Source organism: Serratia proteamaculans (genome assembly GCF_949794035.1).
Lineage (GTDB): Bacteria > Pseudomonadota > Gammaproteobacteria > Enterobacterales > Enterobacteriaceae > Serratia > Serratia proteamaculans.
The window spans coordinates 2,228,435-2,247,723 of sequence record NZ_OX461105.1; the positions used below are offsets into that span (position 1 = coordinate 2,228,435).

The 19,289-nt window shown below is 56.6% G+C and carries 18 protein-coding genes; 9 read left to right on the top strand and 9 right to left on the bottom strand.

The genetic code is table 11. The features are described from left to right. The first annotated feature begins 6 nt into the window (after positions 1-6). Positions 7-762, top strand: a complete 756-nt coding sequence (gene budC / locus QOT07_RS10495; RefSeq protein WP_207977865.1) for a meso-2,3-butanediol dehydrogenase — start codon at positions 7-9, stop codon at positions 760-762. Positions 763-809: 47 nt separating this feature from the next. Here budC and QOT07_RS10500 read toward each other — a convergent pair whose 3' ends face one another. The 4 genes from QOT07_RS10500 to puuD are packed head-to-tail and all read right to left on the bottom strand — an operon-like array spanning position 810 to position 4,929. Next, positions 810-2,090 (bottom strand): NAD(P)/FAD-dependent oxidoreductase, encoded by a 1,281-nt coding sequence (locus QOT07_RS10500; protein ID WP_207977867.1) that lies wholly within the window; start codon positions 2,088-2,090, stop codon positions 810-812. Between the two features lie 11 nt (positions 2,091-2,101). Then, a complete protein-coding gene (gene puuC / locus QOT07_RS10505; protein WP_099065570.1) occupies positions 2,102-3,598 on the bottom strand; it encodes an aldehyde dehydrogenase PuuC in 1,497 nt (498 codons plus the stop codon). Between the two features lie 15 nt (positions 3,599-3,613). Continuing rightward, complete coding sequence (puuR, locus tag QOT07_RS10510; RefSeq protein WP_085116363.1) at positions 3,614-4,171, bottom strand: HTH-type transcriptional regulator PuuR; 558 nt, start codon at positions 4,169-4,171, stop codon at positions 3,614-3,616. After that, positions 4,168-4,929, bottom strand: a complete 762-nt coding sequence (puuD, locus tag QOT07_RS10515) for a gamma-glutamyl-gamma-aminobutyrate hydrolase (protein WP_085116364.1) — start codon at positions 4,927-4,929, stop codon at positions 4,168-4,170. Before puuD ends, puuR begins: the two co-directional genes overlap by 4 nt. Before the next feature lie 240 nt (positions 4,930-5,169). On the opposite strand from puuD, the gene QOT07_RS10520 reads away from it, so the two are divergent. The 5 genes from QOT07_RS10520 to QOT07_RS10540 all read left to right on the top strand — a co-directional run bounded on the left by QOT07_RS10520 (position 5,170) and on the right by QOT07_RS10540 (position 10,882). After that, on the top strand, positions 5,170-6,588 hold the full coding sequence (locus QOT07_RS10520; protein ID WP_099065571.1) for a glutamine synthetase family protein: 1,419 nt from the start codon (positions 5,170-5,172) through the stop codon (positions 6,586-6,588). 317 nt (positions 6,589-6,905) lie between these two features. Next, positions 6,906-8,276: an APC family permease gene (locus tag QOT07_RS10525; protein ID WP_283603069.1), complete on the top strand. Its 1,371-nt coding sequence runs from the start codon at positions 6,906-6,908 to the stop codon at positions 8,274-8,276. A gap of 91 nt (positions 8,277-8,367) precedes the next feature. Beyond that, complete coding sequence (gene yddG / locus QOT07_RS10530; protein WP_099065574.1) at positions 8,368-9,261, top strand: aromatic amino acid DMT transporter YddG; 894 nt, start codon at positions 8,368-8,370, stop codon at positions 9,259-9,261. Between the two features lie 73 nt (positions 9,262-9,334). Continuing rightward, positions 9,335-9,607, top strand: a complete 273-nt coding sequence (locus tag QOT07_RS10535) for a hypothetical protein (protein ID WP_099065575.1) — start codon at positions 9,335-9,337, stop codon at positions 9,605-9,607. Positions 9,608-10,000: 393 nt separating this feature from the next. Continuing rightward, complete coding sequence (locus QOT07_RS10540) at positions 10,001-10,882, top strand: nucleoside-specific channel-forming protein Tsx (RefSeq protein WP_283603070.1); 882 nt, start codon at positions 10,001-10,003, stop codon at positions 10,880-10,882. 49 nt (positions 10,883-10,931) lie between these two features. Here the strand turns inward: QOT07_RS10540 and QOT07_RS10545 are convergent, their stop codons facing one another. Both QOT07_RS10545 and QOT07_RS10550 read right to left on the bottom strand, forming a co-directional pair. Further along, positions 10,932-12,269: an IS4 family transposase gene (locus QOT07_RS10545; protein ID WP_219017319.1), complete on the bottom strand. Its 1,338-nt coding sequence runs from the start codon at positions 12,267-12,269 to the stop codon at positions 10,932-10,934. A 109-nt stretch (positions 12,270-12,378) separates the two neighbouring features. After that, positions 12,379-12,558: a hypothetical protein gene (locus tag QOT07_RS10550; protein ID WP_017892577.1), complete on the bottom strand. Its 180-nt coding sequence runs from the start codon at positions 12,556-12,558 to the stop codon at positions 12,379-12,381. 460 nt (positions 12,559-13,018) lie between these two features. Here QOT07_RS10550 and QOT07_RS10555 point away from each other — a divergent pair, with 460 nt between their 5' ends. Together QOT07_RS10555 and QOT07_RS10560 are read left to right on the top strand one after the other, a co-directional pair. Then, the gene (locus QOT07_RS10555) at positions 13,019-13,480 is read left to right on the top strand and encodes an anti-virulence regulator CigR family protein (protein WP_283603071.1); all 462 of its coding nucleotides are present in this window, start codon (positions 13,019-13,021) and stop codon (positions 13,478-13,480) included. Between the two features lie 113 nt (positions 13,481-13,593). Continuing rightward, positions 13,594-14,124: a chorismate mutase gene (locus QOT07_RS10560; RefSeq protein ID WP_112348325.1), complete on the top strand. Its 531-nt coding sequence runs from the start codon at positions 13,594-13,596 to the stop codon at positions 14,122-14,124. Here QOT07_RS10560 and QOT07_RS10565 read toward each other — a convergent pair whose 3' ends face one another. Next, the gene (locus tag QOT07_RS10565) at positions 14,125-15,654 is read right to left on the bottom strand and encodes a serine hydrolase domain-containing protein (protein ID WP_283603072.1); all 1,530 of its coding nucleotides are present in this window, start codon (positions 15,652-15,654) and stop codon (positions 14,125-14,127) included. A gap of 266 nt (positions 15,655-15,920) precedes the next feature. Further along, entirely contained in the window at positions 15,921-16,724 is an 804-nt protein-coding gene (gene hutG, locus QOT07_RS10570; protein ID WP_283603073.1) for an N-formylglutamate deformylase, read from the bottom strand. Between the two features lie 107 nt (positions 16,725-16,831). Here hutG and QOT07_RS10575 point away from each other — a divergent pair, with 107 nt between their 5' ends. Continuing rightward, complete coding sequence (locus QOT07_RS10575; RefSeq protein WP_283604340.1) at positions 16,832-17,962, top strand: RNA-guided endonuclease InsQ/TnpB family protein; 1,131 nt, start codon at positions 16,832-16,834, stop codon at positions 17,960-17,962. 48 nt (positions 17,963-18,010) lie between these two features. Here the strand turns inward: QOT07_RS10575 and hutI are convergent, their stop codons facing one another. Continuing rightward, entirely contained in the window at positions 18,011-19,234 is a 1,224-nt protein-coding gene (hutI, locus tag QOT07_RS10580) for an imidazolonepropionase (RefSeq protein WP_207980073.1), read from the bottom strand. Between the last annotated feature and the right edge of the window lie 55 nt (positions 19,235-19,289).

The following is a 19,289-nucleotide window of genomic DNA, read 5'->3' on the forward strand; positions in this document are numbered from 1 at the left end:
GTTCTTATGCGTTTCGACAATAAAGTGGTCATCATCACCGGCGCAGGCAACGGGATGGGGGAAGCGGCAGCGCGCCGGTTTTCCGCTGAAGGCGCTACCGTGGTGCTGGCTGACTGGGCGAAAGAGGCGGTAGACAAAGTGGCGGCCTCACTGCCGAAAGGCAAGGCGCTGGCGGTGCATATCGACGTTTCTGACCACGTCGCGGTTGAGAAAATGATGAATGAAGTGGCGGAAAAATTGGGCCGCATCGACGTGCTGCTGAACAATGCCGGCGTGCACGTGGCGGGCAGCGTGCTGGAAACCAGCGTGGCTGACTGGCGTCGCATCGCCGGGGTAGACATCGACGGCGTGATCTTCTGTTCCAAATTCGCTATGCCCTATCTGCTGAAAACCAAAGGCTGCATCGTTAACACCGCTTCGGTCTCTGGCCTGGGAGGCGACTGGGGCGCAGCCTATTACTGTGCGGCGAAAGGGGCAGTGGTAAACCTGACACGTGCCATGGCGCTCGATCACGGCGGTGACGGCGTGCGGGTGAACTCGGTGTGCCCAAGCCTGGTGAAAACCAATATGACCAACGGCTGGCCGCAGGAAATTCGCGACAAGTTCAATGAGCGTATTGCGCTGGGGCGTGCGGCAGAGCCGGAAGAAGTGGCGGCGGTGATGGCGTTCCTGGCCAGTGACGACGCCAGCTTTATCAACGGTGCCAACATCCCGGTGGATGGTGGGGCGACCGCCTCAGACGGTCAGCCGAAGATTGTTTAAGCATTAATCCTCAGGCCCGGTGAAGTTAAACGCCGGGCCTGAGAGCTTTACACCCCAATCCGATCGCGCAGTTGGTAGTAGGCCGCGCCAATTGCGGTAAACGGAATTTGCAGGTTGCGACCGCCGAAGAACGGCAGGTGCGGTAGTTTGGCAAAGGCATCGAATCTTTCCGCATCGCCTCGCATTAATTCCGCAATCAGCTTGCCTGCCAGATGAGTACAGGTCACGCCGTGGCCGCTATAGCCCTGCATGTAATAGACGTTATTCTCCAGGCGGCCGAACTGTGGCATGCGCGACAGCGTCAGCAGGAAATTGCCGGTCCAGCGGTAGTCGATATTCACCCCTTTCAACTGCGGGAAGGTTTTCAGCAGTTTGGGGCGGATCAGGTTGTCGATATCGTCCGGGTCGCGCGCACCATACACCACGCCCCCACCGTACAGCAGGCGGTTATCACCGGTGATACGGTAATAATCCAGCAAATAGTTACAGTCTTCGACGCAGTAATTCTGCGGGATCAGCGACTGCGCCACTTCCGGTGCCAGCGGTTCGGTGGCCACCACCTGAGTGCCGCACGGCATGCTGCGCTTGGCCAGTCTTGGTTCCAGCTTATCACCCAGATAGGCGTTGCCGGCCACGATCACATAGCGTGCCTTCACCTGACCGCTGGCGGTGCTGACGATGGTCGGTTCGCCGTGACGGATATTAGTGACGGCCGACTGTTCGAAGATGCGCCCGCCCTGCAGGCGGATGGCTTCGGCTTCACCGAGGGCCAGATTCAAAGGATGAATATGCCCACCGCTGTGATCCAGCAGCGCACCGACATAGCGCTCACTGTTGACCTCCTGACGGATGCGCTCAGCATCCAGCAGTTCAAGCTGGGTATTGCCATAACGCTCCCAGTGCTGTTTTTGTTCGATCAGCGCGTGATATTGCCGGTTGTTCAGGGCGGCGAAGATGCCGCCGGGGCGATAGTCACATTCGATGGCGTACCTTTGGATACGGCTGCGAATGATCTCTGCACCCTCAAACATCATGCCACCGAGTATACGGGCGCTTTCCGCACCGTAGCGCTGTTCAATCACGTCGATGTCGCGGCTGTAGGAGTTCACCAGTTGGCCACCGTTGCGGCCACTGGCGCCAAAGCCGATGCGTGCGGACTCCAGCACCACTACGTTGTAACCGGCTTCCACCAGGAACAGCGCCGAAGACAGGCCGGTGTAGCCGCCGCCGACGATGCAGACGTCGCATTCGATGGAGTCATTCAACTGCGGGTAGGGCGCGTGGCTGTTGGCCGAGGCCGCATAATAGCTTTTTACGTGTTCAGTCATGATATCTGCCCTTATTCCAGCGAAATCCAGGTGGTTTTCAGTTCGGTGAATTTTTCCAGCGCGTGCAGCGATTTGTCGCGGCCGTTGCCGCTTTGCTTGTAACCGCCGAACGGGACCGTCATATCCCCGTCGTTGTAGTTATTGACGAACACCGTGCCGGCTTTTAACTGACGAGCTAACCGGTGAGCACGCGACAGGTCGCGAGTCCAGATGGCGGCGCCCAATCCGTAGTCGCTGTCGTTAGCCAACTGCATGGCCTGTTGTTCGCCGCTAAAACTGGTGACTGCCAGCACCGGGCCAAAAATTTCATCACGCGCCACGCTCATGGCATTATCTACCTGGGTCAGAATGGTCGGGCCCAGGTAGCCGACATGGCCGTTCTGTGGGTGCTCGCGGCCGTCCAGGAACAGCGCGGCACCCTGGCTCAGGCCCTGCTCGATATAGTCGGCCACTTTCTCGCAGTGGCCCTGGTCGATCAGCGTGCCCATCACCGTCGTCGGATCGAGCGGATCGCCCGGCGTGAAGGCTGCCGCATGCCGCTTCAGCGCCAGTAAGAATTCCTGCTGAATGCTCTCTTCCACCAACAGCCGGGTACCGGCGATGCACACCTGTCCCTGGTTATAGAAAATGCCGGCGGCGGCGCTCTGTGCGGCCTTGTCCAGATCCGGGCAGTCGGCAAAGATAATATTGGCGCTCTTGCCGCCGGCCTCCAGCCACACCCGTTTCATATTGGACTGGCCGGCGTAGATCATCAGTTGTTTGGCGACCTGGGTGGATCCGGTAAAGGTCAGGGCGTCGACGTCGTTGTGCAGCGCCAGCGCCTTACCGGCATCGTGACCGTAGCCGGGGACAATATTCAATACGCCGTCCGGCAGCCCGGCCAGTTGCGCCAGCTTGCCCAGATAGATTGCGGTTAACGGGGATTTTTCAGAAGGTTTCAGGATCACGCTGTTACCGGTGGCCAGCGCCGGGCCGAGCTTCCAGCAGGCCAATAACAGCGGGAAGTTCCAGGGTACGATGGCACCGACCACACCAATAGGTTCGCGTTCGATCAACGCCAGTGCATCGCCACCGGTGGGGGCAATTTCACCGTAAACCTTATCGACCGCTTCGGCATACCAGCGCAGGCAACGGATAGCGCCGGGCACGTCGTCGCGCAGGCTGTGGCGGATCGGTTTGCCGGTATCCAGCGTTTCCAGCAGCGCCAGCTCTTCATGGTGTTGTTCCATCAATTCTGCCAACTTCAGCAAAGTGGCCTTGCGCTGCGCCGGAGCCGCTCTGGACCAGTCGCCGCGCTCAAACACTTCACGCGCCGCACTGACCGCCAAATCGATGTCGACGCTGCTGCCCCGGGCCACCTGGGTCAACTCACGTTGCCCGGCGGGATCCTCCACGGCAAAGGTTTGGCCTTCTACGGCCTGCTGATAGCGGCCATTGATAAACAGTTGGTTCTCAATTTTCAGGGCTTGCGCCCGGTGTTGCCAATACTGCAGATGGTGGAAGTCCATACCTTGCTCCGTTGATCAGAATGTCGTCGGCGTATGGGCGCTGATAATCCGGCAAATCCGCGCCGACGTGTTGCTGAAACTGTGGGGAATGCCGGTGTTGATGGCGTAGCTTTGGCCAGCCAGCAGGTGATAAGCCTGCCCGTTGACCTGCAGTACCACTTCGCCTTCCAACAGGGTGCCGATCTCTTCCCCCTGATGCTTGATACGTTCGCCGGTGGTGGTACCCGGTTCATAGGTTTCGATCATCATCGCCAGGGTGCGATTGGGGTCGCCGTTGTGGATCAGTTTCATCGATACCCCCTGGCTGCCAATCTCGATCAGATCCTGGCTGTCGATAACAATCTGTGGTTCATCCGGAATTTCCGGCTCGGCGAAGAACGCCGACAGTGACAGCCCGTACACCGTCAGCAGCTTTTGCAAGGTACTGATGGCCGGACTGACCTTGTCCTGTTCGATGGTGCTGATGGCGCTGTGGGTTAATCCAGACAGTTCGGCCGCTCGGCGCTGCGACAATCCCAACTGCTGGCGGATTTGCGACAGACGTTTTCCCGGTGCCAAGCTGACATCGCTCATGGGCGTTTTTCCTTTTGATAGTTCCGGCAGGCGCTAATGAACCCCTCAAACAACAGGCGCGACAGGGCGTACTCTTCACTGTTCCATTCCGGGTGCCATTGCACACCCAGCGCAAAGGGCTGGTCGCGCAGACTGATTGCTTCCACCAATCCGTCGGCAGCGTGAGCCTCGATGCGTACGTCGGGGCCGAGGGTTTTTGCTCCCTGGCCATGCAGTGAGTTGACCCAGAATCGATTGCAATCCGGTATCAGCTGCGAGAGTAAGCCGCCTTCCTGAACGATGACCTCGTGGGCGGGGGCGTATTGTTGTTCCAGCGGCAGGTCGTGATCTTCACGGTGTTCGAGCAGTTCGGGCAGTTCAAACAGCCGACGGTGAAGGGTGCCCTGGCTGGCGACCACCATTTCCTGCATACCGCGGCAAATGGCGAAAAGGGGAATGCGCCTGTCGAGCGTGTGGCGGATCAACGCCAGGCTCAATTCATCTCGCCCAGGATCGGCGTCAGGCTCATCGCCGTTTTCACCATAAAGGTGCGGCTGCACATTACTGGGGCTGCCCGGCAGCAGAATACCGTCGAGGTGCTCCAGCAATTCTTCCAGCAGTTTCGGTTCCGCCAGCGCGTGTGGCAGGGCGATTGGCAACCCTCCTGCGGCCACGACGGCATTTAGGTACTTTTCTTGCAAGGTCTGAGTGAGATGCCCGTTTAACCTATACCTGCACATCACTACGCCGACCACTGGTCTGTTAAATATATTGCCCATGCTGTCCCCTTGGTATGTTCGAAATTATGAACGATAAGCTTCTCCACTGCCGTTTTCGTTCAATATTTTATAAATCTAGCAGCCAAATGGGCAATATTCAAACTCAAAGTAACACTTGCAAAACAATTTTGTTGCATCTATGTTTCATTGGTGGACATTATATTGAGCAAGATGGTCAAAAAACATCGACGGCAATAAGTGTGAGAACCACAGACAAAAAACATACATGGCGGGTGAATCATGCAGACCAACATAGTAGAAGTGGAAAACTTTGTTCAGCACCACGAAGAAAAGCGAAGTAGCGCGTTCCAACGTGAAGTGAAGAAGTACCTGGAGTGTTATCCATTAACTCAGCACGTTGACGTTCTGCTGACCGATCTTAACGGCAGCTTCCGTGGCAAGCGCATTCCGGTGGGCGGGCTGAGCAAGCTGGAGAAAGGCTGTTACTTCCCGGCATCGGTGTTTGCGATGGATATTCTCGGTAACGTGGTTGAAGAGGCCGGGCTGGGGCAGGAACTGGGTGAGCCGGATCATATCTGTGTACCGGTCTTGGGCACCCTGACACCGTCGGCGGCGGATCCGCAATATATCGGCCAGGTGCTGCTCACCATGCTGGATGAAGATGGTACTCCCTTTGACGTTGAACCGCGCAATGTGCTGAACCGAGTTTGGCAGCGTTTGCGTCAGCGCGGGCTATCCCCCGTAGTAGCGGTAGAGTTGGAGTTCTATCTCATCGATCGCCAACGCGATTCGGAAGGCTATTTGCAGCCGCCGTGCTCGCCGGGCACCCAGGAGCGCAACACCCAGAGTCAGGTGTACTCCGTCGATAACCTTAACCACTTTGCCGACGTGCTGAGTGAAATTGACGAACTGGCTCGCATGCAGGGCCTGCCGGCAGACGGGGCGGTGGCCGAAGCTTCGCCTGGCCAGTTTGAAGTCAACCTGCACCATACCGATAACGTTCTGCAAGCCTGCGACCATGCGTTGGCATTAAAACGGCTGATCCGCATGGTGGCGGAAAATCACAACATGCAGGCCACCTTTATGGCCAAGCCCTACGAGGAACACGCCGGCAGTGGCATGCATGTGCATATCAGCATGCTGGACAGGCAGGGCAACAACGTCCTAGCGGACGATGATGGCGAAGATTCCGTGCTGCTGAAACAGGCGTTGGCCGGGATGATTGCCCTGATGCCTTCTTCTATTGCGCTGCTGGCACCGAACGTCAATGCTTACCGCCGCTTCCAGCCGGGCATGTACGTGCCGACTCAGGCGTCCTGGGGCCATAACAACCGTACCGTGGCGCTGCGTATTCCCTGTGGCGATCGCGACAGCCATCGCGTGGAGTATCGCGTGGCCGGGGCCGACGCCAACCCCTACCTGGTGATGGCGACCATTCTGGCCGGCATCGTCTACGGTCTGGAAACCACGCTGCCGCTGCAAGAGCCGGTCACCGGCAACGGGCTGGAGCAGGAGGGGCTGCCGTTCCCGATCCGTCAGAGCGATGCGCTGTATGAATTTGAGCATCAGCCGGTGCTGAATGCGCTGCTGGGGGAAAGGTTCAGTCATGTTTACCTGGCCTGTAAAACGGATGAGCTGGTGCAATTTGAGCGCCTGATCACCGAAACCGAAATCGAGTGGATGCTGAAAAACGCCTAAACCCGCTCGAACTCATGATACCGCGCGCGTCTGGCGCATTCCGCCGGCTATCCTGTGGCCTGCGAAGCTACGCGCAGCGGTAAAGCATTTCTTCCACTTTGGCGTACAGGACGTCGGCGAGGAAAGAACCATGACAGCCTTAACTGTTTCTTCAGTTTGCGCGGGCATCAGCCCGTGCCGCAGTGAATACGGGCCATCCGTTGGCCGAGATTTTTTGTCTTTATCTTCGACTTCCCGCCGCCTGAGCAGCAGTATCCCCGCGGCCTCTCTGAATGACGTTAAACGGTTACCAGCAGAGGACAAAGAGGGGAAGAGTCATGACGATTAATGCGACTGACGGTGAGCAAGCGGCCAAGCCGCAACTGCGTAAAACCCTGAAACTGTGGCAAGTGGTGATGATGGGCCTGGCCTATCTGACACCGATGACGGTGTTCGACACCTTCGGGATTGTTTCCGGCCTGACTGACGGCCACGTACCCGCATCCTATCTGCTGGCGCTGGCCGGCGTGCTGTTTACCGCCATCAGCTACGGTAAGCTGGTGCGCCAGTTCCCGACCGCCGGTTCTGCCTACACCTATGCGCAAAAGGCGATTAATCCGCACGTTGGTTTTTTGGTGGGTTGGTCGTCGCTGCTCGACTACCTGTTCCTGCCGATGATCAATACCCTGTTGGCGAAAATCTATCTGACTGCGCTGTTCCCTGAAGTCCCGCCGTGGGTCTGGGTGGTGGGTTTTGTGATCATCATTACCGCCATCAACCTGAAAAGCGTCAATCTGGTGGCCAACTTCAATACCCTGTTCGTGCTGGCTCAGGTCGCGATCATCGTGGTGTTTATCTTCCTGGTAGTGCGTGGCCTGCACAGTGGGGAAGGCATGGGGACGGTGTGGAGCTTGCAACCGTTCGTCAGTGAAAATGCGCATTTGTTGCCGATTATCACCGGTGCCACCATTTTGTGTTTCTCGTTCCTCGGCTTTGACGCCGTTACCACGCTGTGTGAAGAAACGCCCGATGCCGCCAGGGTGATCCCGCGGGCCATCTTCCTGACGGCGCTGTATGGTGGGGTGATCTTCATCAGCGTGTCGTTCTTTATCCAACTGTTTTTCCCTACTATTCAACGTTTCCATCAGCCGGATGCGGCACTGCCGGAAATCGCGCTGTACGTGGGCGGCAAGCTGTTCCAGTCGATTTTCCTGTGCGTCACCTTTATCAACACCCTGGCGTCGGGCCTGGCGTCACATGCCAGCGTTTCACGGCTGTTGTATGTGATGGGGCGCGATAACGTGTTCCCGGAAAAATATTTCGGCTATATCCACCCGAAATGGCGTACGCCATCACTGAACGTGCTGCTGGTGGGGCTGGTGGCATTGTCCGCGCTGTCTTTCGATCTGGTCACCGCCACGGCGTTGATCAACTTTGGCGCGCTGGTGGCTTTCACCTTCGTTAATCTGTCGGTGATCAGCCATTTCTATATTCGTGAAGGACGCAACAAAAGCTGGAAAGACCGCTTTAACTATCTGTTCCTGCCGCTGGTGGGGGCGCTGACGGTCGGCGTGCTCTGGCTCAACCTGGAAAAAAGCTCGCTGACCATGGGGTTGATTTGGGCGGCGCTGGGCTTTGGTTACCTGGCTTATCTCACCCGGCGCTTCCGTCAGCCGCCACCGCAGCTGGAACGACAGCCACAGCAATAACTGAGTCAGGCGGGGTTTCCCGCCTTTCTTTTTTGTCCGTCGGACAGTAGAGTGAAAATACTGATAAAAAATAACCGATTGGATCATCTTTATGTCTTCACTCCCCGTTTCGTATAAAGCCACCTTGCTCGGTCTGTTGGCGATCCTGCTGTGGAGCAGCGTGGTCGGCCTGATCCGCAGCGTTAGCGAAGGACTGGGGCCCATCGGCGGGGCGGCGATGATCTACAGCGTCAGCGCGGTTTTTTTGCTGCTGGCACTACGCCTGCCAAACCTTCGACAGTTTCCGCGTGCCTATCTGATCCTCGGCAGCCTGCTGTTTGTCAGCTATGAAATTTGCCTGTCGCTGTCGCTGGGTTATGCCAATACCCGTCTGCAGGCGATTGAAGTGGGGATGATCAATTATCTCTGGCCCTGTTTTACCGTGCTGATGGCGCTGGCGTTCAACGGCCAAAAGGCCAAATGGTGGTTGCTGCCCGGGCTGCTGCTGTCGTTGTTCGGCATTGGCTGGATCATGAGCGGCGAGGGGGGTTGGTCACCGGCGCAAATGCTGGCGAACGTGCACAGTAATCCGCTGAGTTATTCGCTGGCTTTCGCCGGGGCGGTGATTTGGGCCGTGTATTGCAATCTGACCAAGAAAATTGCCCAGGGCCATAACGGCGTGGTGCTGTTTATTACGCTGACCGCCGTCGCGCTGTGGATCAAATATGCCTTCAGCAGCGAAAGCGGCATGCAGTTCACCCTGCCGGTGACCCTGACGTTGCTGTGTGCCGGCATGGCGATGGGGGTGGGATACGCGGCCTGGAACGTGGGTATTCTGCACGGCAATATGACGCTGCTGGCGACGGTATCTTACTTTACCCCGGTGTTATCGGCGGTGTTTGCCGCGCTGGTGCTGGATACCGCATTGAACGCCAGTTTCTGGCAGGGCGTGGTGATGGTGACCCTGGGATCGTTAATCTGTTGGCGGGCAACCCGAGGAAACTAACGGAAATTATCCGCCGGTTGCTCAATGTTGAACTAGAATCTAACTAGCGATCTTGCATGAAGGAACATAAAAAATGAGAGACGATATCCAATTCATTCAGCAACCTGTGATTGATGATGCAAGTTATATGCGCGGTGATACGGTGCGCCTGACCACCGCCAATCTGCGCCACGAATACCAGCTTGATGTCAGTATTCTGCGCCGGGAAGACAAGCTGATTTATGGTTCGGTGATCGCCGCCGCACCCAAGGTGGATATTCCACCCAAAGAGTGGGAAATCGAACCGGGTCAAGAAGTGGTCTTCCGTAAGGAAAATATCGCCAAAGCGATCCCCTCGATTAGCTGAGTCTCAGCCAGGGTTTTCGAACCTCCGTTTCCCTCAGTCACATTTCCAACAAATGCCGGTGCTAAAAACGCCGGCATTTTCATTTCTGCGACAGACCTGGTTACTTTTTTGTATTGCGCACAATTGGCACAAAAACTGCTTTAAAAATCACCGGGCATGACAAAAATCACAGCGATCGTGAATTTGCATGAAACATAATTTGACAAATGTGAACGCAATCGATTACCTATTCGCAAAATGCATAACTGGATCACAGATTCTTACACCCAGTGATTTCTATAATGCGCGCGTCGCCCGAGAAGTTTGTAAGCGGAGGCAACGCCAGGTGTCGTCAGACTCATTGTCATCTTTTCTAACGGGCAGGAAATGGCCCTTTAAGCATGTGGTAATAAAATGAAAAAAATAGCTCTCGCAGCAGGTATCCTGATCGCAGCGTCTTACAGTGCATCTTCAATGGCTGATAGCAAAGACAGCCAATACGTCTCGGATTGGTGGCACCAGAGCGTTAACGTGGTGGGCAGCTACCACACCCGTTTCGGACCTCAGTTGAACAACGATGTTTACCTGGAGTACGAAGCCTTCGCCAAAAAAGATTGGTTTGATTTCTATGGTTATGTCGATGTGCCTAAATTCTTCGGCGTCGGCAACACCCCGGACCGCGGCATCTGGGATAAAGGCTCACCGATGTTTATGGAGATCGAACCTCGCTTCTCGATCGACAAACTGACCAACACCGACCTGAGCTTCGGTCCATTCAAAGAATGGTACTTCGCCAACAACTACATCTATGACCTGGGCCACGACACCGACGGCCGCCAGAACACCTGGTACATGGGTCTGGGCACCGATATCGAGACCGGCCTGCCAATGAGCCTGTCGATGAACATCTATGCCAAATACCAGTGGGAAAACTACCAGGCTGCCAATGAGAACAGCTGGGACGGTTACCGCTTCAAGGTGAAATACTTTGTGCCGCTGACCCAATTGTGGGGCGGCAATCTGAGCTACATCGGCTTTACCAACTTTGACTTTGGTTCCGATCTGGGCAAAGACAGCAACTGGACCGACGGCACCGGCAAACAGGTTCGCACCAGCAACTCGATCGCTTCCAGCCATATTCTGGCGCTGAACTACGATCACTGGCACTACTCCTTCGTGGCACGTTATTTCCATAACGGCGGCCAATGGCAGGACGGGGCGGATATCGGTACCCCACAGGGTCCAATTAAATCTACCGGCTGGGGTTACTACCTGGTGGCGGGTTATAACTTCTGATTTTCCGTGGTATCAGAATCAGAAAACCCCGCTTTAGCGGCAATGCCGTTCACTTAAGTGGTGAGGCATAACGATTCACCGGATAACGGGTTTTTGATATCTTAACCGCCCTCGGCCTTGATGGTCGGGGGCGTTTTGTTATGAACATCGCCTCCAAACTCCCCCTCAGGTGCATCAGCCGTTTCGGTATCGTTCCGGGGGATACCGTATTACCCAGCACTATCAGTTCCGTCGCTATTACCCCAAAAGCAAATTTAAAACTCATCTCCGACGGCGCTCTTTTATACTGTTTTGCCGTCAGCGCCGCTTCCCGCCTGATAAGGTTGTAAGCCAGCAGCAACCCCCACACTTCCTGATGCAGCAACTCCACTTTGCGGCTTCTCAGCACCATCGCATTACTCTGCAGGCTGCTTTTGATATTGCGAAAACCCACTTCGATTTCCCATCGGGAATGATAAAGCTCCGCCACCGCTTTGGCCGGATAACGATCCGCCGGCAATGAAGTCAGCACGGTTTTCTCCACACCGCCGATATCGTAACTGACCGCCCGGGCATACCAGGACTCAGGAAGGGCCGGGTTTTGCTTTCGAGCCTGCGCAGAGACTTTCATTTTTAGCAGACGGTCGCCCGCTCCGTAGCTTTCCTGCACGTCTGCGACCATCCCTTTGCGGGCAGGCAGTAGCCAGTGGCGATTTTCGCCGCCATGGTTCACCCCTGTTAGTAAATCCGCACTAAAAAATAGCTTATCAAACAGGGTGATGGAGTTATCCGGTAACGCCTTAATCAGGTCATGCGCCAACCGGGTCTCGCTACACCGGTAAGGCCCGGTGACCGCATCCAGCAGAACATGACTGCTCAGGTTCATCAACGCCACCAGACGCATCACCGGAAAAGGACTCTGTCGGTCTGTAGAGGTGTTACTGGAACCAAAATGCGCACGAAGTTCCGGTTCATCGGGCGTACGCAGTTGTGCACCGTCGACGGCAAAGAGCTGCAATCCTCTCCAGTCATCTTTGGGATAGCGTTCAGTCCCCCAGGTTCGTGCTGTCTGGCGAAACAGCCATTCAACAGGGGCAGCACCGACACGCTGGCGTGCCTGTGTAATGGCGCTGCGTGCCAGAAGCTGCGTGCCGGCTTCGCCATCGGCACTGAGGTTAAGGCGGCGGACAATATCGGTAATGGGCTCATTACGAAAGAAGGCCATACAAACGACCATCCAGACCACCATGTCCCCGGGCAGGCGGCGGCGTCTGACGGTGGCATGGGTAGACAGAGAAAGGCAATGCTGGAGCCATTCAACAGGAAGATGTTCAGCAAAAATCTGCGCAGAAGGTGGCGGTAACAAAGGCTGGTCGCTAAAACTGAGCAGGTCATCGAGAAGTGGCATAAGAAAACGGCTCCCTGTAATGGAAGCCGTTATATTGCCGCAGATTAAGGATCGGTCAACCGATCCTTAACTGATCGGCATTGCGCTTTAGCGGGGTTTTTTTTCGTCATCACTGCGCTTGTTCGCCGGGTAAATGCCGCACCGGCATAAATAATCGTCCTTTGATTACGTGGCATTCATTATCAATCCAACTGATGATTTGTTCACGACTCACGCCTTCGGATTGCGCGTAGCGGTGAAGATCGCCATTAAAGTGCTGCGTGATGTATTCCATGAGGGTCATTTGCATGTCTTTTGCTCCTGAACGCCCACCCGTTGCCAACTGGCCACCGCGGGAGGTTGAGGTTTCTCAGACGCCGAATTTAAAGTATTGGCAACCAAATCTCAACAAAAAGCACTGTATTGGTGCATCTGATGTCGATTTATCGGTAAAAAGAATCCCGCACGGAACGGCGGGAAGTATTCAGTACTATCACACGGAGTGATAAAAAATGATTTGAGGTGCAACGAAAAAGAGCTCGCTAACTCTTTTTTGTGACTTAGCCAAACTACGGCAAGGCTTATTTCGCTGCAAGAAAAATCTGGGTTTTAAATTCGGTTTTATCGAATAGTTTTGCGCTGGAATAATATTTGACTCTCTGGCCAGCCTGCTGTCGCTATAGGTGATCAAACTCTCAGAGTTTTCCGCATGCTTTATGTGGGGAATTACGCCTATAGTGAAGCTAATAACCCCTGCAGGAAATGACATTATGAGCAAACGTCGTACTACTCTCACAGTGCTGGCGCTGATTGCTTCGTTGGGCCTGTCATCCGCACCGGCGCTGGCCGATAAAGGCGGCAATGGTAATGGTAATGGCAACAGCGGCAATCATGGTAATAACGGCAATAGCGGCAAGCATGGCAATAAAGCCAAAGGTAATGATGGCGACCAGGGGCTGGTTTCCGTCAGTATTTCCCGCGAGCACGCACGTTCCCTGGCACGAAACTATGGCCTGACCGGTTACGGCTCTTTGCCACCGGGCATTGCTAAAAATCTGGCTCGGGGCAAGCCGTTGCCTCCGGGCATCGCCAAGAAGATGGTGCCGTCATCGATGCTGCGCGATCTGCCTTACTATCCGGGTTACGAATGGCGTATTGCCGGTGACGACCTGGTGCTGGTGGCTCTGAGCACCGCCCTGGTGGCCTCGGTGATCAACGGCGTATTTAATTAATATTCCGCCATTCCATTTCAAGGCCTCGCTTCGGCGAGGCTTTTTATTTGCCTGAAGCAGGGGGAACGTGGTGAACTCTGCCCCTGGTTTTTCGGTTGGATAAGGAAAGGGCGATGTTGAGGATGTTATTGATTGCCTGCTGTCTGGTCAGCTTTTCTGCGCTGGCGGACGGCGGTGCGGCGCTGGGTGAACTGGTCAATCAGCGGTTGGCTTATATGAAGGACGTTGCCGGTTACAAGGCGCAGCAGCATCTGCCGATCGAGGATTTGGCTCAGGAGGCCAGGGTGTTGGCCAGCACGCAAGCAGAGGCGGAGCGGTTGGGGTTGGATCCGCTTTCGGTGCGGCCCTTTATCCTGGCGCAAATGGATGCCGCCAAGGCGATTCAGTACCGCTATCGTGCAGACTGGCTGGCGCAGCCGGAAAGTGGCTGGCAGCCACGCCCGTTGGATAGCGTACGACCGCAGATTGCCGAACTCAGCAGCCGTATCTTGCAACGGCTGGCGCAGCAGCTGAAAACCGGTCCATTGACCGAGGCGGCAGGTGGCAGCTTTATTGATGCCATCACTCAGGCCAACCTCAGCGATGCCGATAAGCAGCGGCTGTTTACCGCCTTACTGGCCGTTCGGGCCGGCAAGGCGGGGTGATCAACCGGCACCGCTGCGCTGAAAGGTCAGCACCCGGCTGCGATTGGCGATCAAGTCCACGCTGTAACCGCGAAAATACAGGCAAAAGCGTTTTTGCCACGGGCCATCACGGCTTTCGACCAGCATGCGGCCCTGGCCCAATGAGCTGATCGTTCCTGTCTGCGCCGCCGGGCCCACCCCAATGTGCACCTGGTCGCCACAAATCTCGAAGGCGGTACGGTATTGCGGGTGATACCACAGGCCCTGCACGTGCTTCAGGCATTCGCGATTAGCCGTGACCGGCAGGAAACTGCGGGCTACATGGCACACTTCGCCTTCAACCGCTTCACCGGTCCATTTCAGCCGCATGGGCATATGGGCGGAAAGCGAGACCGCATAGCCGTCATCGCCCAGATACAGCGGTTCATCGCTGCCCAGATAGGCGACGTTACCGTCCTTCACTTCCAGCCAGTAGGGCTCTGCTACCGTGGTGTAAATGCCATCGGGAATGGCGTTGCTGCGTTGCGGCAGTGCCTCATCCAGCAAGGCGGCCATCACCTGCAGCGCGATACCGAAGCTGTCGCAGTCCTCCCGGTTGGCTACCAGCGCCACACCGGCCTGTCGATCGGGGGCCAGCAGGAAATAGGTTTTGTAACCGGCGTGCGAACCACCGTGTCCCAGCAGGCGCTGTTTACCCAGTGGGGTTTGCGCCAGTCCCAGCCCGTAAGCGCTGAGTTGGCCCTGATTGAGATGGCGAGGTGCGCTCAGCTGTGCCAGTACACCGCGCCCCGGACCCTGGTCGGCCAGCAGCGTCTGTAGCCAGCGGGTGAGGGCATTGGCGCTGCCGGTCAGGCTGCCGGAGGCGGAAAGATGCAGGCCGGCGCTGGCCAGTTGCCAACCCTGCTTTGAACGCCAGTAACCGGGCGTTAGCCCCGGCACTACGTCAAACCAGCTCTCTGGCGCCCGCAGTTGCACTTGCAGCGGTTGGGCGATGTGTTGCTGCACCAGTTGGTCGAAGTCATACCCCTTGGCCTGCAGGGCCGCTTCAACCAAGCGGTAGCCACTATTGGTATAAGTGATTTCGCTGCCGGCCGGATAGTTCAGTCCGCCCAGCCCCTGAAGGAACTGCATCACCGGTTGCGCCTCGCTGCGGGTATGCACCGAGATGCCCAGCAGCCCGAGGGTTTCCCGCACGTCAGGCAGTCCGCTGGTCATATCCAGCGCCTGACCGACGGTGACGTCCGCCAGCGGGGGATGCAGCTCCGGCAGCAAGTCGCCAAGGCGATCGTCCAGGCTCAGGGCGTTGTCGGTGGCATTCAGCGCCAGCGCAGCAAATATATGTTTGGTGACCGACGCGTAACGCACCACGCTGTCGGCGGTAAAAGGGGTGTTTTGTGCCAGATCGGCCAGGCCGGCGCTGGCCACTGCCCGGATTTGCGCGGCGTCGAACAGGGTAATCGCTCCACCGGGTTCGCCGTCGGACTGCCAGTCAGCCAGCAACCGCTCGGCGACTGCCTGTGCGGCGCGCCAGTTTAGCGGGGTTTCAGACATACTATGCCTCCAGAGTGAGTTTTCGATTTGTGACTCAGCGGACTTTTCGCCAGATTGTCGCGCACCGCGAAATCCGTGGGCCGCTGTTTTGTGCGCTGTTCCGACCAGATTAGGGGATTTTCAGTCAAAACTGCGATGCAGGACGCAAATCGAAACGACGGCGAGCAGGGATACCAAAGGTCTGTCACTAAATCAGGAAGTTAGCTACGGGGGATAAAGGGCGGATGCAGGGTGACAGTGTCACCCCTCATCAGGCTGGAAAAGGCTTAACGCGGCTGGCCGCCCCAGGAAAGCAGGCTGTCGATCATTTGTTTCAGCAGGCGCTGCAGAGCGGCTGCACGCTGTGGCTCAAAGGCAAACGGGTAGCTTTCGGACATGTAGTTCACCTGCGCCAATTCCAGTTGGATCGCATGCTGTTGCTCGTCTGGCTGGCCGTAAGCGCGGGTGATGTAACCACCCTTGAAGCGACCGTTAAGCACGTGGGTGAACTGCTGTTGTTGTTCGCAGCAGGCCACCAGGCGATCGCTCAGCGCTGGGGCGCAGCTTTCACCGCCGTTGGTGCCCAGATTAAGGTCCGGTAGCTTGCCATCGAACAAACGTGGGATCACCGAGGCGATAGAGTGGGCATCAAACAGCAGTGCGTAGCCGTGTTTCGCCTTTAACCGCGCCAGTTCGTCCTGCAACTGCTGGTGATACGGCTGCCAGATCTGCTGCAGATAACCGGCTCGCTCCTGGTCCGAAGGCGCCTTGCCCGGCAGAAAGCTTGGGCGGCCGTCAAACAGTACGTCCGGAAACAGGCCGGTGGTGGCAGTGGTGTACAGCGGTTTATCGTCCGCCGGGCGGTTCAGGTCGATAACAAACCGCGAGTAATTGCCGACCAGTACGCTGGCACCCATCGCACGGGCAAACTCGTATAACTGCGGGATATGCCAGTCGGTGTCAGGCAGCGGTTGGGCATCTTCGGTTAAACCGGCCTCGATCGCCGGAGTGAGTCGGGTACCGGCGTGGGGAATGCTGATCAGCAGCGGCAGGCTACCGGCGTGGAAATCAAAAGGGTCGCGAACAGTCATCAGAGTGCCTCCGGGAAACCTCGGCCTTCAGGCCGGGGAGGAAAGGAGGCGGTTTTCGAGCTAACTTCTTTTTGTCTTTTCACGATGGCTCCTGTAATTTTGTACATATGAAATGCGCATACAAATACCGATTCTATCCAACAGCCGATCAGGTTGAGCTTTTGGCTCAAACGTTCGGCTGTGTGCGTTTTGTCTATAATTCAATCCTTCGCTGGCGTACTGATGCTTACTATGAGCGCCAGGAGAAGATCGGCTATCTGCAAGCTAATGCGCGGTTAACCGCGCTTAAAAAAGAGCCTGAATGCGCATGGCTCAATGACGTTTCCTGCGTCCCCTTGCAACAATCGCTACGCCACCAACAGACGGCCTTTTCTCACTTTTTTGCAGGTCGGGCTAAATATCCAGCATTCAAAAGCAAACGCCACAAACAGGTCGCTGAATTGACCGCCAGCGCGTTTAAATATCGTGATGGCAAGCTGCATATGGCTAAGAGCAAAGCCCCATTGGACGTGCGCTGGAGCCGTGAACTCCCATCCGTGCCGTCAACCGTCACTATTTCCAAAGATGCAGCCGGACGATATTTCGTTTCCTGTCTGTGCGAGTTTGAACCTGTATCACTGCCCATTTCCGCTAAAACCGTGGGCATTGATGTGGGCTTAAAGGATTTGTTCGTTACTGACACTGGATTTAAACAAGGCAATCCCCGCCATACCGCTAAATACGCGGCTCGCCTGGCGCGACTTCAGCGCCGTTTAAGCAAAAAAGCGAAAGGTTCGAAAAACCGCGCTAAAGCCCGCTTGAAGGTGACCCGACTCCACGCGAAAATTGCCGATTGCCGCAGGGATAACTTGCACAAGTTGTCCCGCAAACTGATTAACGATAACCAAGTTGTTTGCGTTGAATCCCTGAAAGTGAAGAACATGATCCGCAACCCTAAGCTGTCGAAAGCGATAGCCGATGCAAGCTGGGGCGAGTTTGTGCGCCAGCTCGCATACAAGGCTGAATGGGGCGGGCGTTCACTGGTCGCCATTGCCCCGTTTTTCCCGTCCTCAAAGCGTTGTAGTTGTTGCGGCTTCACGATGAAAAAATTGCCTCTTGATGTTCGTAAATGGAATTGTCCGGAATGCCAGACAAGCCATGACCGTGACATTAATGCGGCACGGAATATAAAAGCTGCCGGGCTGGCAGCGTTAGCCCACGGAGAGCCTGTAAATCCTGAATCGCATCAAGCGGCTTAGGTTCGACTCAGTGAAGTGGGAATCCTCGCCCTTTAGGGCGGGGGGCAGTCAATGACGTATGTCTCCTCGGAAAATCACCGTGCAGGGCAGTTGTCCACCCAGCCAATAAGCCAGTTCAGCCGGTCGCGACAGCGGCCAGTGAATAAAGTCAGCCACCTTGCCGGTTTCCAGCGTACCGTGGCTCGCCTGCAGGCCCAGCGCTTTGGCCGCGTGTGTCGTAACCCCCGCCAGGGCTTCTTCCGGCGTCAGGCGGAACAGCGTGCAGGCCATGTTGATCATCAGGCGCAGCGACAGCGCCGGTGAGGTGCCTGGGTTGGCGTCGCTGGCAATCGCCATCGCCACCCCGTGTTTGCGGAACAAATCAACCGGCGGGCATTGGGTTTCGCGCAGCAGGTAATAAGCGCCCGGCAGCAGGACCGCGACGGTACCGGCATCGCCCATCGCCCGCGCATCCTGTTCGGTGGCGTATTCGAGGTGATCGGCAGACAGCGCATGATGCTGCGCGGCCAATTCGCTGCCACCCAGCGCGGAAAGTTGTTCGGCGTGCAGCTTAACCGGCAGGCCGGCGGCTTCGGCGGCGGCGAACACTCGTGCCACCTGGGCCGGTGAGAACGCCAGATGTTCACAGAAGGCGTCAACCGCGTCCGCCAGTCCGGCGGCGGCAGCCTGAGGAATAATGGTGTTACACACCAAATCGATATAGTCGTCGGCACGGTTGGCGTATTCCGGCGGCAGCGCGTGCGCCGCCAGACAGGTGGTTTTCACCTCTACCGGCAGCAGTTCGCCCAATCGGCGCGCCACGCGCAGCATTTTCAGTTCACTTTCCGGCGTCAGGCCGTAACCGGATTTGATCTCCACGCAGGTCACGCCTTCCGCCAGCAGCGGCCGTAGTCGGAACAGTGCCTGCTCCAGCAGTTGCTCTTCTTCGGCGTCACGGGTGGCCTTGACCGTGGAAATGATGCCGCCGCCCTGAGCGGCGATCTCGGCATAGCTGACGCCGTTCAGGCGCTGTTCGAATTCTCCACTGCGGTTGCCACCGAACACCAGGTGGGTATGGCAGTCGACAAAGCCCGGCGTAATGATGCCACCGTCGAATTTCACCTTTTCATCCGCGATCAACGTCGCAGGCAGCGCATCGTATTCACCCAGCCAGACAATTTTGCCGTCACGCACGGCGATCGCCCCGTTGCTGAGGGTGTGATACTTGCCGTCGCGCATGGTGACGATGTCGGCCCCGTGCCACAGGCTGTCGCAATGAATCTCAGAGGTCATGGCTTTTCTCCGCCGGAGCCTTGGCTCCCACATGGTTGTATATACAATTAAAAAC

What these genes read in the sequence shown, in the direction of transcription:
- budC (WP_207977865.1), top strand. Translation starts at nt 7, where the DNA reads ATGCGTTTCGACAATAAAGTGGTCATCATCACCGGCGCAGGCAACGGG.
- QOT07_RS10500 (WP_207977867.1), bottom strand. Translation starts at nt 2,090, where the DNA reads ATGACTGAACACGTAAAAAGCTATTATGCGGCCTCGGCCAACAGCCAC.
- puuC (WP_099065570.1), bottom strand. Translation starts at nt 3,598, where the DNA reads ATGGACTTCCACCATCTGCAGTATTGGCAACACCGGGCGCAAGCCCTG.
- puuR (WP_085116363.1), bottom strand. Translation starts at nt 4,171, where the DNA reads ATGAGCGATGTCAGCTTGGCACCGGGAAAACGTCTGTCGCAAATCCGC.
- puuD (WP_085116364.1), bottom strand. Translation starts at nt 4,929, where the DNA reads ATGGGCAATATATTTAACAGACCAGTGGTCGGCGTAGTGATGTGCAGG.
- QOT07_RS10520 (WP_099065571.1), top strand. Translation starts at nt 5,170, where the DNA reads ATGCAGACCAACATAGTAGAAGTGGAAAACTTTGTTCAGCACCACGAA.
- QOT07_RS10525 (WP_283603069.1), top strand. Translation starts at nt 6,906, where the DNA reads ATGACGATTAATGCGACTGACGGTGAGCAAGCGGCCAAGCCGCAACTG.
- yddG (WP_099065574.1), top strand. Translation starts at nt 8,368, where the DNA reads ATGTCTTCACTCCCCGTTTCGTATAAAGCCACCTTGCTCGGTCTGTTG.
- QOT07_RS10535 (WP_099065575.1), top strand. Translation starts at nt 9,335, where the DNA reads ATGAGAGACGATATCCAATTCATTCAGCAACCTGTGATTGATGATGCA.
- QOT07_RS10540 (WP_283603070.1), top strand. Translation starts at nt 10,001, where the DNA reads ATGAAAAAAATAGCTCTCGCAGCAGGTATCCTGATCGCAGCGTCTTAC.
- QOT07_RS10545 (WP_219017319.1), bottom strand. Translation starts at nt 12,269, where the DNA reads ATGCCACTTCTCGATGACCTGCTCAGTTTTAGCGACCAGCCTTTGTTA.
- QOT07_RS10550 (WP_017892577.1), bottom strand. Translation starts at nt 12,558, where the DNA reads ATGCAAATGACCCTCATGGAATACATCACGCAGCACTTTAATGGCGAT.
- QOT07_RS10555 (WP_283603071.1), top strand. Translation starts at nt 13,019, where the DNA reads ATGAGCAAACGTCGTACTACTCTCACAGTGCTGGCGCTGATTGCTTCG.
- QOT07_RS10560 (WP_112348325.1), top strand. Translation starts at nt 13,594, where the DNA reads ATGTTGAGGATGTTATTGATTGCCTGCTGTCTGGTCAGCTTTTCTGCG.
- QOT07_RS10565 (WP_283603072.1), bottom strand. Translation starts at nt 15,654, where the DNA reads ATGTCTGAAACCCCGCTAAACTGGCGCGCCGCACAGGCAGTCGCCGAG.
- hutG (WP_283603073.1), bottom strand. Translation starts at nt 16,724, where the DNA reads ATGACTGTTCGCGACCCTTTTGATTTCCACGCCGGTAGCCTGCCGCTG.
- QOT07_RS10575 (WP_283604340.1), top strand. Translation starts at nt 16,832, where the DNA reads ATGAAATGCGCATACAAATACCGATTCTATCCAACAGCCGATCAGGTT.
- hutI (WP_207980073.1), bottom strand. Translation starts at nt 19,234, where the DNA reads ATGACCTCTGAGATTCATTGCGACAGCCTGTGGCACGGGGCCGACATC.